The following is a 15,289-nucleotide window of genomic DNA, read 5'->3' on the forward strand; positions in this document are numbered from 1 at the left end:
GCTCTAAAGAACGCTCATACAAAGCCATAAAGTTGTTTACTTAAAGGGGGAAGAACCATTGTGAATAATGAAAAGCAGTTACTTAAATTTCAGACGTTTCAACAACTTCACAAAAGACCCTATACTTTTGTATTGCCTAATGCTTGGGATGTTATCAGTGCTAAAATTTTTGAGAAAAATGGGTTTCCAGCTATTGCAACAACCAGTGCTGGCATAGCAATGTCTTTAGGATATAATGATGGTGAAAAAATCCCTTTTGAACAAATGTTAGGAGCTGTTAAGAGAATTATTAATTCCGTCAATATTCCTGTCAGTGTAGACCTAGAGTCTGGCTATGGAAGGTCTACTAATGAAGTGGTAGATAATACAAGACAAATTATTTTAGCAGGAGGAATTGGTATAAACCTAGAAGATGGGACGGGAGATTTAGATAGTCCTATTTTAGATGTTTCGTTGCAAGTAGAAAAAATATCTGAAATTAGATTACTATCCAAATCGCTAAAAGCCCCATTATTTATTAATGCGCGTACTGATTTGTATTGGTTAAATACAGGAGATTCGGATCTAAGACTTCAAGAAGCCATCAATAGGGGAAAAGCATATCAAAAGGCTGGAGCAGATTGTATTTTTATTCCTGGGCTATATGACATGGAATCCATTAAAAAAGTTCGACAAGAACTATCGTGTCCCATTAATCTTTTGTCTGGGCCAAACTTGCCTTCTATTAATACATTATCGCAAGTTGGTATTGAAAGATTAAGTACTGGATCCGCCCCTTTTAGAGCAACTGCTACATTATTACAAAGAATTACTGAAGATATCCTTTGTGATAATAATTTTCAACGATTAATGAATGATAATATGAGTTATGATGCGATAACAGAACTAATTGGGACTCCTGAATAGAATTTATCAAATTATATTTAGCTTTCCTTTATAGAACTGATAGGACTACTGAAATATACAGTAGTTCTTTTGCTGTTTGAACTATATTTATTTAAACAGTTACCATAAAACGTTTTATAGATTGTTGATATAACAACTATTTTCTTTCAGGTGATTGAAGATATGATGTATAAAAAGCTCCCCTTTTATACATGTGCTCGTCATGGAAAAGATAGTCGTTATCGTATAAATATGTTATCATTTATCTAAAGTTATAGAGTTATCTCAAAAAGCAACCTCACTCGAATGCCATTAAAGATTGAGGTTGCTTTTTCTTTTTTAAATAAAATTAAAATAATTGTGTTAACTCAAAAGGTAAGTTAGTTGAATAAAATTATTAATTTACTATCTAAGTAGTAACCGCGTTTTTATTCTACAAGGAGGCCTAGAATGATGAATCTAATCGATAAGAAAGTTACACACAAGCATTTTGGAACAGGTACTATAGTTAAATATAATGATTCTAGCATTGAAATAAATTTCGCATCAGAAAACAAAAAATTTGTTTTCCCCGATGTATTTGGAAAGCACCTAAAACTGCATGATAAAAGTGTTGCTCATTCCCTGGAAAAAATTTTAGAAGAAAAGGAAACGGAACGAAAAGAGGAAGAATGGAAGAAGGAAGAAGAAAAAAAATTACAGCGAAAAAATCAGGAACTTCGCTGGGGACATGAAAAACTTATGAAAAACCATAAACTTCATCCCGAATCACAAATGGTTTTTTGGTGCGACACAGAAGAACAGAATAGTTCTTTTTCAGAGTGGACGGTTTTTTCAGGCGTAATAAAAAGTGGTAATTACAAGGGGAAGCCAACCAAACCCACCCGCCTACATCAAAATAGCGCTGTCTTGTTAACAGCAATAGATTCCAGTATGCCTGAAAAAGATAGACGCATCTTAGGTGTCTATATGGTCAATGAAAATTTTATCGGTAAGCTTTGCGAAGATGGATATATTCCTGCTCATTCAACGTACAGACTCCAACTTACAGAACAAGAATCCAATCAGATGCTTTTCTGGAAATATTATACAAACGAAAAGAACTCCCAAAAAATGGTGTGGAATACAGGTAAATACCGTTATTTTGATAATTCATGGATGGCTCAAATTTTGCTTGATATAGTTTCATTGAAAAGTGACTCAAACGAACGAGAGCAGGCACAGCAATTTTTTGAACATTTTTGCAAAATGAATTTGATAACGGATCAAGAGTTACCAAAGCCTAATGGCGCATTAATGCGTATTTAGATGTTAGCCCACAGGTAATTAATTAAGAATAAAAAAAGACTGACGCACTTTTCTGACCCATTGCTAATGACGAACAGTGCCAGGCTCTGTTTGCCAATAAAAGCGTAAATAAAGAATCTACTGCTACGTGTAAAGTAAAACAAGCAGGCTCTTAATAATTAAGAATCTGCTTGTTCTGCTCTACATAAGGACTATCAGTAAGTTATTTTATTTTTTTCTAAACAGGTACATATCTAACAACATATCAACAAGCAATAAATTAAGCTAGTACGTTTATTTTAATATACAGTTGAGCTAGACAGAATATCTTTATGAAAACGTACTGTTTCAGAAATATAGGCAGTCATATTTAGTACACTTTTTACAGAATATGATATGAGGACTACCCCATCTTTCAGTGTACTCACCCAACAAGGATGAAAGGGTATTAAAAAATAAAATTGCTTATCAAGTTTTTCTAAAACAAATGGTGCTGGGGGAGCTTTTTATTTTTGCTACAATTCTTAGAAAGAAGTATTTGATATTATAAAAAATGCTAGTTACAGAAATTATAGGAGGTATTCATTTTTTAAACTTTTGTAAAATTATCCACTTGAGAGAAAGCAGACAAAGAAAATATAAATCATATTATACATAGCTTTTCTTTTTCTATTATCTTCCTTACCCTACTCCTAGTTACTGAAACCTTCCCTTAAAAAACAAAAAACAGCTAATATTTTTAAATAAGGAGTTTTTAAATGAGTAATTATGAAAAAACTAAGAATAACAAAAATATAATTTTAGGTATTATATATGCTCTAATTGTAATATCTGTATATGCATTTAACTTACATCTACAGATAGCTTTGTCTATACTTACTCTTGTCATAATATTTGAACTTGTAACTTCAATAAAAGAAGATGACAAAGCTAAAAATGTTATAAACATTATTACCATATGTTTATTTATACTTGGAATTGTTTTTCTCTAACTAGTACTTACTAATAGCTAACAATATAAAAAGAGCAAAGGCTTCTTATAGATGAAGAAGCCTTTGCTCTTTTTATATCTTTCCCACTCTTTTTCTAGACGGTTAGTATGCTTTTGAATATCGCTAACATGTTTTAATTTAAGATTAAGGTTGCCTGATATAGATAGTCAGCAACAGTATACTTTTACGGGCTTTTTTTTGAGATAAGAAAACTATCATTTTCCAGTTTAAGTAAGTTGAAGCTCGTCCTTAGTGAACCATAAAAAATCCCCACTAAATATAGTGTAACCCTCACTCTCAAAGAGTAATTTCTTTACACTATACTTAGAGGAGATAATACCAAATTTTACTGTTTTTCTTGCATTACTTGAGCTACTTCAGTAAAAATTACACCTAAGCCATGTGCACCTGCGTCCGGATAACCAAGGCTTCTTTCTCCAACCGTACCAGCACGCCCCATACGTGCAACAATCTGTTCAGTTGATTTTGCTCCTTCAACAGCAGCTTCTGCTGCTTTGACAAGCGCATGTTTCAAGCTTTCACCTTCAGCGGCACTTGACGTTAACGTATCTGCATAAGGTACTAAGGCATCAATTAAAGTTTTATCTCCCACAACAGCTCCACGTCCAAAAGAACGTTCTCCTGTTGCTTGAATTCCTTTTACAGACGCTTGGATCATTTCAGCAAATTCTGTTAAAGTCAGTTCGGTTTTAGATTCAGTGTTCTTTCCAGCCGCACGAAATGCTGATCCCCAAATAGGCCCTGATGCCCCGCCACAGTGCTCCATGATAACAATGGAACATGCCTCTAGAAAGTTGCCAATATCATTTGATTTATTTTCTAGAATTTCGTGCCATTCAGCTTTCAATTGTTTGAATCCTTTAGCAACACTCATACCAAAGTCTCCGTCACCAGCATGGGAATCTAATTCACAAAACGGTATTTCATTTCTAATAATACATTCACTCATTTGGTCTACCATAAAAATAATATTATTCAACGTCAATCGATTTTCCGTTACTACGGAATATTCTTTGTTGGTTTGCACCTCATAAGACACTTTCGGGGCCTCTACGCTACCGATGATTTCATCATAAGTGACAGCTGGTACTTCACCTTTGATTTTTAACGCAGGAGTATCGCACTCTTCAGATAGGAGACTCTTTAAGTTTTCATCTAATTTCATAATCGAAATAGAAGCACCTGCCATATCAATGGCTGTCATATAGTTTCCGACAAACGTTCTTGCAATCGTTACTTTTCTACGTGACAATTCACGAATGACAGAATGATTTAATAAATACAGTTCTTGAAGAGGTGTGCTTCCAAATCCATTAATTAGGACAGCCACTTCTCCTTTTCCATCTTCTATCCCTATTTCTTTTAATAATGCCGTTACCATGCGCTCTGCAAGTTCGTCTGCTGAAATAATTTTTTCACGACGGATACCAGGTTCTCCATGAATGCCAACGCCAAATTCCATCTCATCTTCTGCAATCTCAAAAGTAGGAGTTCCTTTAGCGGGAACTGTACAAGAAGTTAATCCAATACCAATGCTTTTAACATTTGCAATAGCGCTTTCTGCTGCCTCTTTCACTTTTGATAGATCATATCCGCGTTCTGCTGCAGCACCTGCTATTTTATGGACAAGAACAGTACCAGCCACTCCACGTCTTCCAACTGTATATAAACTGTCCTGTACAGCAATATCATCATCTACTTTTACATAATCCACTTGAATTCCATCTTCTTCAGCTAGATAAGCAGCATTCTTGAAATTCATCATGTCACCACTGTAGTTCTTAATCACGAGTAAAGTTCCCTTATCGCTAGCAGTTTCTTTAATGGCTTGATAAATCTGTATTTGAGAAGGTGAGGCAAATACATCACCACAAACTGCTGCATCTAACATACCCTTCCCAACATACCCAGCATGAGCAGGTTCATGTCCACTGCCGCCCCCGCTAATTATGCTTACTTTATTTTTGTTAATTTGTTCTTTTTTAATGATTTTATATTTTTCAATTAAACTCAGTTCCGGATGTGCTAGAACCATCCCTTTACACATCTCAAGTACGACATCTTCTGGTTTATTAATAATTTTTTTCATCTTATATCAACCTCTTCTTATAATCATTTCCAATTTGATCTGCTGCAAGGATAGCTGCAGCTACTGACTCTGGAGTAACAGGGAATGGCATAGAATAAATAGATTCCTCTGGGATACAAGCTTTGTTAGCTACTTCCATTAACTCTTCTTGTGTAATTTGTTCTACTCCAATATCAGCAAGACAAACTGGGAGTCCTACTGCTAAACAGAAATCTAACACTTCTTCTATTTCCTCAGTTGGCGCATTTTCCAATACCAATTGTGCTAATGTACCAAAAGCTACTTTTTCACCGTGGAAGTAGTGGTGCGCACTTTCTAAGAGAGTAAGCCCATCATGAATCGCATGTGCTCCAGCTAATCCACCACTTTCGAATCCTAATCCTGATAATAAAATATTGGCTTCAATAATGTTTTCTAAGGCCGGAGTAACAACATTATGATCGCTTGCTGCTTTTGCTTTAACCCCGTCCTCTAATAGAGTGTTGTAGCAATGTTCTGCTAAAACTAGCGCTGCATTTGTACCTTTTGCTGGTGCACATACGTCCTCACGCACTCCACAAGGTAATCCAGCATTTACATTAGAGAAAGAACGTGCTGTTGCTCTTGCTTCGAAATAAGTGGATAACGCATCCCCCATACCAGATACTAAGAATCTAGTAGGTGCATTAGCAATGACTGTTGTATCAATTAATACAACACTTGGGCTTTGCTTAAAGTATGCGTAATCATCAAAAGCACCCTCTGGTGTATAGATAACTGCGGAATGACTTGTAGGTGCATCCGTAGCAGCAATTGTTGGGACGATAATTAATCCCTCTCCCTCTGCTACACATTTTGCTGTATCAATTGCCTTACCACCACCTAAACCAATTGTACAATCACAGTTGTTTTCTTTTGCTATTTCCTGCAATCTAGAAATTTCTGGTCTTGAGCACTCGCCATTGAATCCGCCTTCAAAAAATGTAATACCATATTTTTCTGCTGTTGCATCTAATTTGCCTTGTACACGTTTAATATCTTCAGGATGTGCTATTAAAAGTGCAGAGGTACCAAATGTTTTCACAAAATAACCTAAATTTAAAATCTCATCTTCACCTTGAATGTATTTTGAAGGACTAATAAATGCTTTTCTCATGAATACAACCTCCTAATTAACTTTGTAATCCCTTACAATCGGAATTTTACTATCTTTTGTGTAAGATTACATTAGTCTTAAATGACGAGTTTTTACAACTTTTTATCGTATTTTTTTGCTCTCTTCATTTAATATGGTATTATTATGACATTATTTCAGGTGAAAATACTACTAAGTTCACGTTGAAAAGAGGTTACCTTTATCGCTGAACACTCTTTTATTTTACAAACTCAGGAACAAAATAAAGGTATTCTCAAGTAGGTAATCCAAACTACCACACGGGAAGTAGAAGCAAGGGAGATAAAACATCATTGAAAACTACTTACATGAATTTAGATAAAATACTAGATTTAAAGAAATGGCGAAACCTTCAAGATTCGCTTGCGCTTGTTACAAAATTAGCGATTGTTACGGTTAACTATAAAGGAGTGCCCATTTCTCAACACAGTGGTGTACGTCCATTTTGTGAGACTATGCGTAAAAATCCTGATACGGCAAAACTTTGTGAAAAGTGCGATGCGCGGGGAGGATTAGAGGCAGTTAGAACCAATGCTCCTTATATCTATTTATGTCACTGGAATATTGTCGATATTGCCATTCCTATTATAATTGATGATAAATATGTAGGCGCCATCATGGCGGGAGAAGTGAAAATTAAGGATGGTGACAAACATCCTCCCTTGGAACAAATGCTTACTGTTCCATCGAAAGGATTTGAACAGAACTTAAATAATAATGAGGAAATACAGCGTCTATATGATTCTATTCCTACTCTATCCTATACAGAAATTAACGAAGCTGCTCAAATGTTATATAGGCTTTGTAACTACATTGTAGAGGAAGCTATGAATAAAAACTTGATTTTAGAAGTATATGAAAAGATGGCTCCAGTAAAAGAGGACCTTACTACTGAAGATATTTCTTACGGTTATTCTCTAGATAATATTCAAAATATAAAAAAGGAATTAGCCAACACAGTTACTAATGCTTACGTAAAAACGTCTATTAACGATCACTTAGTATGTAAAAACAAAGTATTACAGCCAGCCTTTGACTACATTTATAAACATAAAAGAGAAAAAATATCTCAACAAAAGATGGCTGATTTATGTCACATTAGCACAGGTTATTTCAGCCGTGTATTTACCAAAGAAACGGGTATGAATTTTTCTGTTTTTATTTCTCTCAAAAAAATAGAGTGGTCCAAACAATTATTAGAAAAAACGGATTTGTCTATTGCACAGATTAGCGATGAATTAGGTTTTAATGACCCTGGATATTACATCAAGACATTTAAAAAATATGAAAACATAACTCCTAATGTCTATCGGAGATATTATCAAGAAAAGATGTAAAGTTTTCATTCCTGACGTAAGAAACATATAACTTTTCCATACTGATACTAGTATTCTGAAAAAGGGTGCTTTTCAGTATGGAAAAGCAATGAGACACAGTCATGTGCTGGCCTTTACGCTATAAATAATATATAAATCTCTATTCCGCATGCTTATAAACATTGGGTCTCAGGCCTTCAAATATTGGGATGTTTTTTTGTTGTTCTGTAACTTTCTGTATATGAATTTCTGCTGTTATGATTTCTTCTTTGTCTCTCCCCTCTTTTATAATGTTTCCATTTGGATCGATGACCATTGAATGTCCAGCGTATGTGTTGCCGGCATGATTTTTATGATTCACATTCCCCACGCTGTTACATGCAATGACGTATACACCATTTTCTATAGCTCTTGCTCTCAATAGTGTTCTCCAATGATTTATATTTTTGGTAGTCCATTGTGCAACGTAGAATATGATTTTTGCACCTTGAGAAGCCGGAAAACGTGTGATTTCTGGAAAACGTAAATCGTAACATATAATTTGACTAGTTTTGATACCGTTAATTTTGAATATTTCCGGTACTTCATCTCCACCTGTTAAATAATGATGTTCATCTAACATCGGCACAAGATGTATCTTATCTTTTTGATAGAGCAGTTCCCCCGTTTTTGATACTGCAAAGGCTGTATTATAAATATTTCCATTCCTTTTATTCGAAACTGAACCTGCAATGATATTCACCTGATACTTAGTTGCTAAACTTTGGATAAATGGAAAAGCCCTCTTTAAATCAATGTCTGCTTTTTCTGCTACATTTTCTAAATCATAACCCGTATTCCACATTTCAGGTATTACAACAATTTCTGTATCTATATCCAGCTTTTCTGCAAATAAGGATACAATACGGTTTTCGTTTTGCTTAACTTCTCCTTCAATAATCTCCATTTGAAATAATTGTATTTTCATGTTTTTCCCTCTCATTCATAGATAAATTTATAAATAGAATATAAATCATTGCTGTATTTGACATCTTCGCCATGTGAAGAAGAAATAATAGAGGGTTTAATTTTATCTATAATTCGCCCGCTATTAATATTTTCATCCATATCAACTGTGAACTTTCGAATCGGTGGATGTAAGGATTCGGTATTAGAAAAGAATAAGTCTCCAGTTAGCAGCACATTGTCATCTTTATGATGGTATATGACATGTCCCGGGGTATGACCGGGTGTTAGATATACGTCTACGGGTAACGCTTTAATGATATTGTCACTTAAACCTTCAACTTGATGTTCTACGCCTGTTGTTTCTTTTTCTGCCTTGTTTGGATACGGTTTTTCGCCATTGATAAAAGGCGTTTCAATTTCGTGTGCGTAAATAGGAATATTTAAATGATCTTTTAAATACTTGGCACCATTAATGTGATCCAAATGGCCATGTGTCAGCAAGATACTCTTGGGAATACCTAAAGATTTTGCTGCATTCAACTGCGCATATGCATAGTCTTCCATTCCGGTATCGATGAGATAAACATCCTCACCATCCACTATGTACCATGTATTGATCTTAACTCGGATACCAACGACGGTTTCATAAGTGAGTCTATAAACATGTTCAGAGATTTGAACAAATTCCAATTCATACACCTTCTTCTGATTTATTTGATATCATAAGTGTAATCAGAAAAAATAGGAGTAACAAGAAGGCACAAATTTGTTACTCCCCATTGAGGTGAGGAAATGTCAGAGTTTAAAAGTGATCAATACGGCCCTTGTACGTTAACTGTAAAGCAAGCCTGTCCAATTGAATTAGCGATGCATATTATGGGCGGTAAATGGAAAGGCATTATTTTGTCTTTGTTATCAAAGTCACCTATGTATTATAATGCAATGCGCCGTGAAATACCGGGTATTACTCAGCGCATCCTTACACTCCAGCTTCGCGATATGGAAAAAGACGGATTAATAGAAAGAGAAGAAACAAACGATAACCCTAAAAGAGTTTTATATTATTTAACAGAGCTTGGAGAAAGTTTTATCCCAATACTTAAATCTTTAGAGAAATGGGGCAATGCTTATATAAGCAAGCAGGAAGAAGGAATAAAAGAGTCCCAATAATTAAGGAGAGTTCCTCTCTTTATTCCTTTAACATTTAACATACAATCAAACCTATTGTTCATATAAGCATTCATTTCTATCTATTCTAATCAAGTTTTGGCATAGGAACGAGTTCTAATTATAAGCAAGAAAATATATATGCTTACAGTTAGCTGTCTTAGCAAGAAAACTCCGCTAAACATAATCGATTTTATGCTAAATAAAAAAGACAGAAAGAGTCTACTTCTTCCTGTCTTTTTTGTCATTTAAGCATCAGCAACATGAGTTGCTTGCAGGTGACTTTTCATTCACTCCAACGCTATCCTCAGTCTTATGAACCTCACTATCAGATTTCGTATAAAAAAACTCCCACTCGTTCCCGTCAGGATCTGTTACCCAAAACTTATCTTGCACAGCGTAGCAGCAGGTCGTATCTATTTCTTCACGAGCAAAGAACCCCTCTTTTTCTAGTCGTGATTTATGAGAATGAATCTCCTCAGGAGTTTCTACTTGGAAGCCGAAATGATTCACTTGATTACCTTTTACATCGTCACGTACGTTCAAGGTGAAATTTAATCCCGGTTCATCTAACAAGAATTTAGCATAATCTATTTTCGTTTTCACAGGTTGAACGCCAAATACCTTTTGATAAAACTTAATGGACGCCTCTAGATTCGTTACATTAATTCCTACATGAACATATTTCATTTACACTTCCTCCTTCGCATGCTAAATAATATTATTTGGAATGTAGTAAATTAAGAGCATGGGCCGCTTTTACTTGTATCTTTTCTAAACAAGCAGCAAAGTTCTTCTGATAAGAGGTGGTTTACCTCTTTATCATTTAAATCATAATAACTCCATGTCCCTTTTGTTTCTTTTGTGATGAGGTTTGCTTCTAATAAAATCTTTAAGTGGTAGGAAAGTTTAGATTGAGACATCCTAAAGAATTCAGTTAGATCACATACGCATGTCTGTCCTCGCTGGCAGAGCTCATACATAATTTCTAATCTCTTTTGATCAGCAAGAGCTTTAAATTTTTGTTCGTACTGTTTAAATGGGTGCTTTCCTTCCTTGACTGTTTCCATTGTCATTCTCCTTCATCAATTTTTTTTGATTTAAAGTTCGAAGCTCTCGGCAGCTTTTTTAAAGTTACTGTATGTAGTTTCCCCTCTTAACGTAGGATCTTGATGAAAAAAACGCTGAAAGATTAGACTTTGTGCTTCCTTATAGTTCATCCCTTGAGTGTTCATAACTAAATGAAAATAGGCTCGAAAGTACGTAACCGATAAGTTTCCAGAGTTGTTGACTCTCACTGCTTTTCCCCTCACTTTTATAAATCAATTTTTTTTGATGTATTCATCATATCCGGAAAATTTAGATAAATCAAGACATTAATCAAATTTTTTTGTTTAATAGTAGTGTATATTTTTGTTGAATATATAATCAAATACTTATATAATTATATTTGGAAATAAGGAGGTGAGTTGGATTGGATGTAAAAGTACAAATAGAAATGGAGAAAGCAGCACAGATACTGAAGCTGCTTGGCGATAAGACAAGATTATCTATGATGAAACTGCTCCAAAATAACGAGTGCTGTGTTTGTGAGCTAGTTGAAATTTATAAAGCAAGTCAACCGGCTATTAGCCAACACTTGCGTAAATTAAGAGATATCGAACTTGTAAAGGAAAGACGACAAGGACATTGGATTTTCTATTCATTAAATAAAGAAAACGGCTATTATCAGTTTGTCCTTAATATACTGGAATCTTTACCAAGCGAAGATGGACGATTAAAAGAACTAGAAAAGCAAGGATTACGCATTAGTTGTTGCTAATAGTAGGAGGTTTGTAAAGTGGTATCAGTTATAGTAGCCTCCCTCATCTTCTTAGTGACATTGATTTTTGTCATTTGGCAGCCAAAGAACTTGTCTATTGGTTGGTCAGCGTGTGGAGGCGCAGTTTTAGCTCTTTTAGCAGGTGTGGTTGATTTCCATGACGTGCTGGATGTAACTCAAATTGTATGGAACGCAACGTTAACGTTTATTGCAGTTATTATTATTTCTTTAATTTTAGATGAAATTGGATTTTTTGAGTGGGCAGCGTTACATATGGCACGAGCTGCAGGAGGTAATGGCGTTCGCATGTTTGTATATGTATCCCTCCTTGGAGCTGTAGTAGCCGCATTATTCGCAAATGATGGGGCAGCCTTAATTCTAACACCTATCGTACTTGCTATGGTGCGGGCACTCAAATTTGAAGATAAAATGGTCTTTCCTTTTATTATCGCCAGTGGATTCATTGCGGATACAACATCGTTACCTCTTGTAGTAAGTAACTTGGTCAACATTGTATCAGCTGATTTCTTTGGTATTCGTTTTTCTGAATTTGCCTCACGCATGATTGTGCCAGATTTATTTTCACTTTTGGCAAGTATTACTGTCTTGTATTTGTATTTTTGTAAAAGCATCCCTAAGAAATACAATCTAGATGATTTACAGAAACCTGTTGAGGCCATTAAAGACATGAAAATGTTCCGTTTATCAGGAATCGTTTTATTTATTTTAGTTCTTGGTTACTTTATTGGTGAGTTCTTCAATGTTCCAGTTTCTATTATCGCAGGTATTATTGCCATTTTATTCTTAGGAATAGCAAGAAAAAGCCCGGCTGTTCACACGAGAAAAGTGTTAGCAGGAGCTCCGTGGGCGATTGTTTTCTTTTCGATTGGTATGTATGTTGTTGTGTATGGATTACGCAATGTGGGGCTAACTGAAGTACTAGCAAGCCTTATTCAAACAACCGCTGATCAAGGATTATTTGCAGCAACCATTGGTATGGGATTTATTGCAGCCATTCTCTCATCGATTATGAACAACATGCCAACCGTGATGATTGATGCTTTGGCCATTGATGCAACTTCTGCAACAGGTACGATTAAAGAAGCTCTGATTTATGCAAATGTCATTGGTTCGGATCTAGGACCAAAGATTACACCTATTGGCTCTCTAGCGACGCTCTTATGGCTTCATGTTCTCTCGACAAAAGGAGTTAAGATTTCTTGGGGAACTTATTTTAAAACAGGTATTATCTTAACCATCCCAACATTGTTTATTACACTTGTTGGTTTATATATTTGGTTATCAATTATTTCTTAACACATCATAAAGGAGATTTTACACATGTCTAAAAAAACACTTTATTTCTTATGTACAGGTAACTCTTGCCGTAGCCAAATGGCTGAAGGATGGGCAAAAAAATATCTAAATAACGATGAATGGGATGTACGCAGTGCAGGATTAGAAGCTCATGGATTAAATCCTAACGCTGTAAAAGCAATGAAAGAAGCTGGTGTTGATATTTCAAACCAAACATCTGATATTATTGATCCTGAAATTTTAAATAATGCGGATTTAGTGGTTACATTATGTGGCCATGCAGCTGATCATTGCCCCGTAACACCTCCTCATGTGAAGCGTGAACACTGGGGATTTGATGATCCTGCAAAAGCAGAAGGAACAGATGAAGAGAAATGGGCGTTCTTTCAACGTGTCCGTGATGAAATTGGTGAGCGTATTCAGCGTTTTGCCGAAACAGGTAAATAATTAATCAAGAAGCAGTCTATTTGTGTAGACTGCTTTATTTTTTCTCCACTAATAAGGGGCTTTTCACTTTTATAGTTCATGAAAATAATAGGCTCTTGTTTAGTACCTGAACGGCTAATAATTAATTATTCGTAATAAATACCACCTCTGATGTAAACCGTAGTTCCGGGTTGAGCTGCTTCACTTGCCTTCCTTAATGTTCTAAAAGGTTTGCTTTTAGTACCTAAGTTTTTGTCATCCCCTGTAGGAGAAACGTAGATCTCATGATGTATAGGTTCTACTGAAGGCTGATTAGCTGCCTCAACCCTTTGGTTTATACAACACAGTAAAATAAGAAAAATACCAACTGCTTTTTTCATAAGATACTCCTTAAAGTTAATGAGTTTCACTTACAAGATGTTTAAATTATACTATGGCTCTTTTAATAAGTATGTAAAACATCGCACTATGTCTTGTTATTTTTTTAAACTACAGCAACTTTTACATTTAAAACGGAAAGTGCTAAAGTAATGCTAGAATATGGAGGTTTGAGAAATGAATAAGGAACTTAAGTTACGTCCTTTGGAAAGAGAAGATTTAAAATTTGTCCATGAACTCAATAATGATGCAAATATTATGTCTTATTGGTTTGAAGAGCCTTATGAAGCTTTTGTAGAGCTACAGGACTTATATGATAAACATATTCACGATCAAGGTGAGCGTCGGTTCATACTAGAAAAGGACGGGGATATGCTTGGATTAGTCGAATTGGTCGAAATTGATTATATTCATCGTAGAGCAGAGTTTCAAATTATCATTGACCCTACATATCAAGGTCATGGTTACGCCATGGTTGCCACAAATCTAGCAATGAATTATGCCTTTTCGGTATTGAATATGCATAAACTTTACTTAATTGTAGACAAGGAAAACGAAAAAGCAATTCATATCTATAAGAAGGTCGGTTTTTCTATCGAAGGTGAGTTAAAAGATGAATTTTTTGTCGATGGAAGCTATCATAACGCTATAAGAATGTGTATGTTTCAAAAAGAATATTTACAAACCAAAAATAAAAACTAAGGTTGAATTAGTATAAGCTTCCTGCTCAGACGCAACAGGAGCTTTTCTCTTTTTAAGCTGTAGATGATATACAAATTTCTATTCTGCATGCTTATAAACATCCGGTCTCAGGCTTTCAAATATTGAAAAGAGCCCTTACCATGGCGGTAAAGGCTCTTCATATGCTCTTCCCTGAGGGGAGTCTTATGTTATCTTTAGTTAAGGTCTATGAAAATTGACTGTTTTCTCGTCATCTCCTGTGCGTTCAAACCAACCTCTAAAGGCCCAGTTATCATAACCTCCATCACCTTCATTAATAAATGTTCCTTCTTCAAATATCCAGACTCCATACGTAATACCATCATAATCCACGGTATCAAAATACTGAACACCTTGTAATTGATCTGAATTATAACTTTGACTCAAATTCATAACCATTACATTATATTGTTGACCTGATTCAAAAAACGCTTTTTCCATTGCTCCCTTGACGAACCCACTTCGATTGTCGGCCGTTTTAGCCGCATCTGCAATCGCTTGTCCTATGGCTACGGGATCAACTGTTACGTCTCCTCCAACTTCTGCAGCTTCTGCGGAGCCTGCAGAACCTCCTAAATTCGGTAGAGCTAATGGCGTCGCTAACACAGCTAAACCTACGGCAGAAGCTACAACAGCTTGTTTCGCTCTTCTCATTTGATCTCCTCCTATTTTTAGGTGATTCTTAGAATATTTACCCTTTTTTTCCACGTTAAAACAAAAAATACTGTAATTAAAAATAAAAGGTAGACCATTTCATTTTTTTGAAGC

At 35.3% G+C, this 15,289-nt stretch carries 17 protein-coding genes; 9 read left to right on the top strand and 8 right to left on the bottom strand.

Annotated features, from left to right (window positions below; translation table 11 throughout):
• The first annotated feature begins 60 nt into the window (after positions 1 to 60).
• The 3 genes from ACMX9J_RS22705 to ACMX9J_RS22715 all read left to right on the top strand — a co-directional run bounded on the left by ACMX9J_RS22705 (position 61) and on the right by ACMX9J_RS22715 (position 3,164).
• Positions 61 to 906 (top strand): isocitrate lyase/PEP mutase family protein, encoded by an 846-nt coding sequence (locus tag ACMX9J_RS22705; RefSeq protein WP_416226212.1) that lies wholly within the window; start codon positions 61 to 63, stop codon positions 904 to 906.
• Between the two features lie 432 nt (positions 907 to 1,338).
• The gene (locus tag ACMX9J_RS22710) at positions 1,339 to 2,193 is read left to right on the top strand and encodes a malate synthase (RefSeq protein WP_325076010.1); all 855 of its coding nucleotides are present in this window, start codon (positions 1,339 to 1,341) and stop codon (positions 2,191 to 2,193) included.
• 737 nt (positions 2,194 to 2,930) lie between these two features.
• The gene (locus ACMX9J_RS22715; protein WP_028413804.1) at positions 2,931 to 3,164 is read left to right on the top strand and encodes a hypothetical protein; all 234 of its coding nucleotides are present in this window, start codon (positions 2,931 to 2,933) and stop codon (positions 3,162 to 3,164) included.
• Positions 3,165 to 3,510: 346 nt separating this feature from the next.
• Here the strand turns inward: ACMX9J_RS22715 and dhaK are convergent, their stop codons facing one another.
• Together dhaK and ACMX9J_RS22725 are read right to left on the bottom strand one after the other, a co-directional pair.
• Entirely contained in the window at positions 3,511 to 5,274 is a 1,764-nt protein-coding gene (gene dhaK, locus ACMX9J_RS22720; protein WP_048018683.1) for a dihydroxyacetone kinase subunit DhaK, read from the bottom strand.
• Between the two features lies 1 nt (position 5,275).
• Positions 5,276 to 6,409: a glycerol dehydrogenase gene (locus tag ACMX9J_RS22725; protein WP_028413806.1), complete on the bottom strand. Its 1,134-nt coding sequence runs from the start codon at positions 6,407 to 6,409 to the stop codon at positions 5,276 to 5,278.
• A 311-nt stretch (positions 6,410 to 6,720) separates the two neighbouring features.
• Here ACMX9J_RS22725 and ACMX9J_RS22730 point away from each other — a divergent pair, with 311 nt between their 5' ends.
• Positions 6,721 to 7,764, top strand: coding sequence for a PocR ligand-binding domain-containing protein (locus ACMX9J_RS22730; RefSeq protein WP_416226213.1), 1,044 nt, complete (start codon positions 6,721 to 6,723; stop codon positions 7,762 to 7,764).
• A 139-nt stretch (positions 7,765 to 7,903) separates the two neighbouring features.
• On the opposite strand, the gene ACMX9J_RS22735 is transcribed toward ACMX9J_RS22730, so the two are convergent.
• On the bottom strand, positions 7,904 to 8,710 hold the full coding sequence (locus tag ACMX9J_RS22735) for a carbon-nitrogen family hydrolase (protein WP_367032702.1): 807 nt from the start codon (positions 8,708 to 8,710) through the stop codon (positions 7,904 to 7,906).
• An 11-nt stretch (positions 8,711 to 8,721) separates the two neighbouring features.
• Entirely contained in the window at positions 8,722 to 9,381 is a 660-nt protein-coding gene (locus ACMX9J_RS22740) for an MBL fold metallo-hydrolase (RefSeq protein WP_416226214.1), read from the bottom strand.
• A 102-nt stretch (positions 9,382 to 9,483) separates the two neighbouring features.
• Between ACMX9J_RS22740 and ACMX9J_RS22745 the strand changes: the two genes are divergently transcribed.
• Complete coding sequence (locus ACMX9J_RS22745) at positions 9,484 to 9,861, top strand: winged helix-turn-helix transcriptional regulator (protein WP_047751227.1); 378 nt, start codon at positions 9,484 to 9,486, stop codon at positions 9,859 to 9,861.
• Between the two features lie 252 nt (positions 9,862 to 10,113).
• On the opposite strand, the gene ACMX9J_RS22750 is transcribed toward ACMX9J_RS22745, so the two are convergent.
• Positions 10,114 to 10,548, bottom strand: a complete 435-nt coding sequence (locus tag ACMX9J_RS22750; RefSeq protein WP_033578632.1) for an ArsI/CadI family heavy metal resistance metalloenzyme — start codon at positions 10,546 to 10,548, stop codon at positions 10,114 to 10,116.
• Between the two features lie 50 nt (positions 10,549 to 10,598).
• The gene (locus tag ACMX9J_RS22755) at positions 10,599 to 10,928 is read right to left on the bottom strand and encodes an ArsR/SmtB family transcription factor (protein ID WP_416226215.1); all 330 of its coding nucleotides are present in this window, start codon (positions 10,926 to 10,928) and stop codon (positions 10,599 to 10,601) included.
• Between the two features lie 404 nt (positions 10,929 to 11,332).
• Between ACMX9J_RS22755 and ACMX9J_RS22760 the strand changes: the two genes are divergently transcribed.
• Genes ACMX9J_RS22760 through arsC form a run of 3 tightly spaced genes read left to right on the top strand, consistent with a single transcriptional unit; the run spans position 11,333 to position 13,444 of the window.
• A complete protein-coding gene (locus ACMX9J_RS22760) occupies positions 11,333 to 11,680 on the top strand; it encodes an ArsR/SmtB family transcription factor (RefSeq protein ID WP_014460639.1) in 348 nt (115 codons plus the stop codon).
• Between the two features lie 18 nt (positions 11,681 to 11,698).
• Positions 11,699 to 12,997 carry an arsenic transporter gene (locus ACMX9J_RS22765; RefSeq protein ID WP_221818216.1) on the top strand — a complete coding sequence of 433 codons (1,299 nt, stop codon included), beginning with the start codon at positions 11,699 to 11,701 and terminating at the stop codon, positions 12,995 to 12,997.
• Positions 12,998 to 13,021: 24 nt separating this feature from the next.
• A complete protein-coding gene (arsC, locus tag ACMX9J_RS22770) occupies positions 13,022 to 13,444 on the top strand; it encodes an arsenate reductase (thioredoxin) (RefSeq protein ID WP_028413817.1) in 423 nt (140 codons plus the stop codon).
• 125 nt (positions 13,445 to 13,569) lie between these two features.
• Here the strand turns inward: arsC and ACMX9J_RS22775 are convergent, their stop codons facing one another.
• Positions 13,570 to 13,803: a DUF1565 domain-containing protein gene (locus tag ACMX9J_RS22775; protein WP_224980019.1), complete on the bottom strand. Its 234-nt coding sequence runs from the start codon at positions 13,801 to 13,803 to the stop codon at positions 13,570 to 13,572.
• A gap of 175 nt (positions 13,804 to 13,978) precedes the next feature.
• Between ACMX9J_RS22775 and speG the strand changes: the two genes are divergently transcribed.
• On the top strand, positions 13,979 to 14,503 hold the full coding sequence (speG, locus tag ACMX9J_RS22780; RefSeq protein WP_013056444.1) for a spermidine N1-acetyltransferase: 525 nt from the start codon (positions 13,979 to 13,981) through the stop codon (positions 14,501 to 14,503).
• Between the two features lie 198 nt (positions 14,504 to 14,701).
• Here speG and ACMX9J_RS22785 read toward each other — a convergent pair whose 3' ends face one another.
• Positions 14,702 to 15,175, bottom strand: a complete 474-nt coding sequence (locus ACMX9J_RS22785) for a hypothetical protein (RefSeq protein WP_063247007.1) — start codon at positions 15,173 to 15,175, stop codon at positions 14,702 to 14,704.
• Positions 15,176 to 15,289 lie beyond the last annotated feature (114 nt).

This window comes from Priestia sp. RMT2NF4, assembly GCF_047872835.1.
Lineage (GTDB): Bacteria > Bacillota > Bacilli > Bacillales > Bacillaceae_H > Priestia > Priestia zanthoxyli.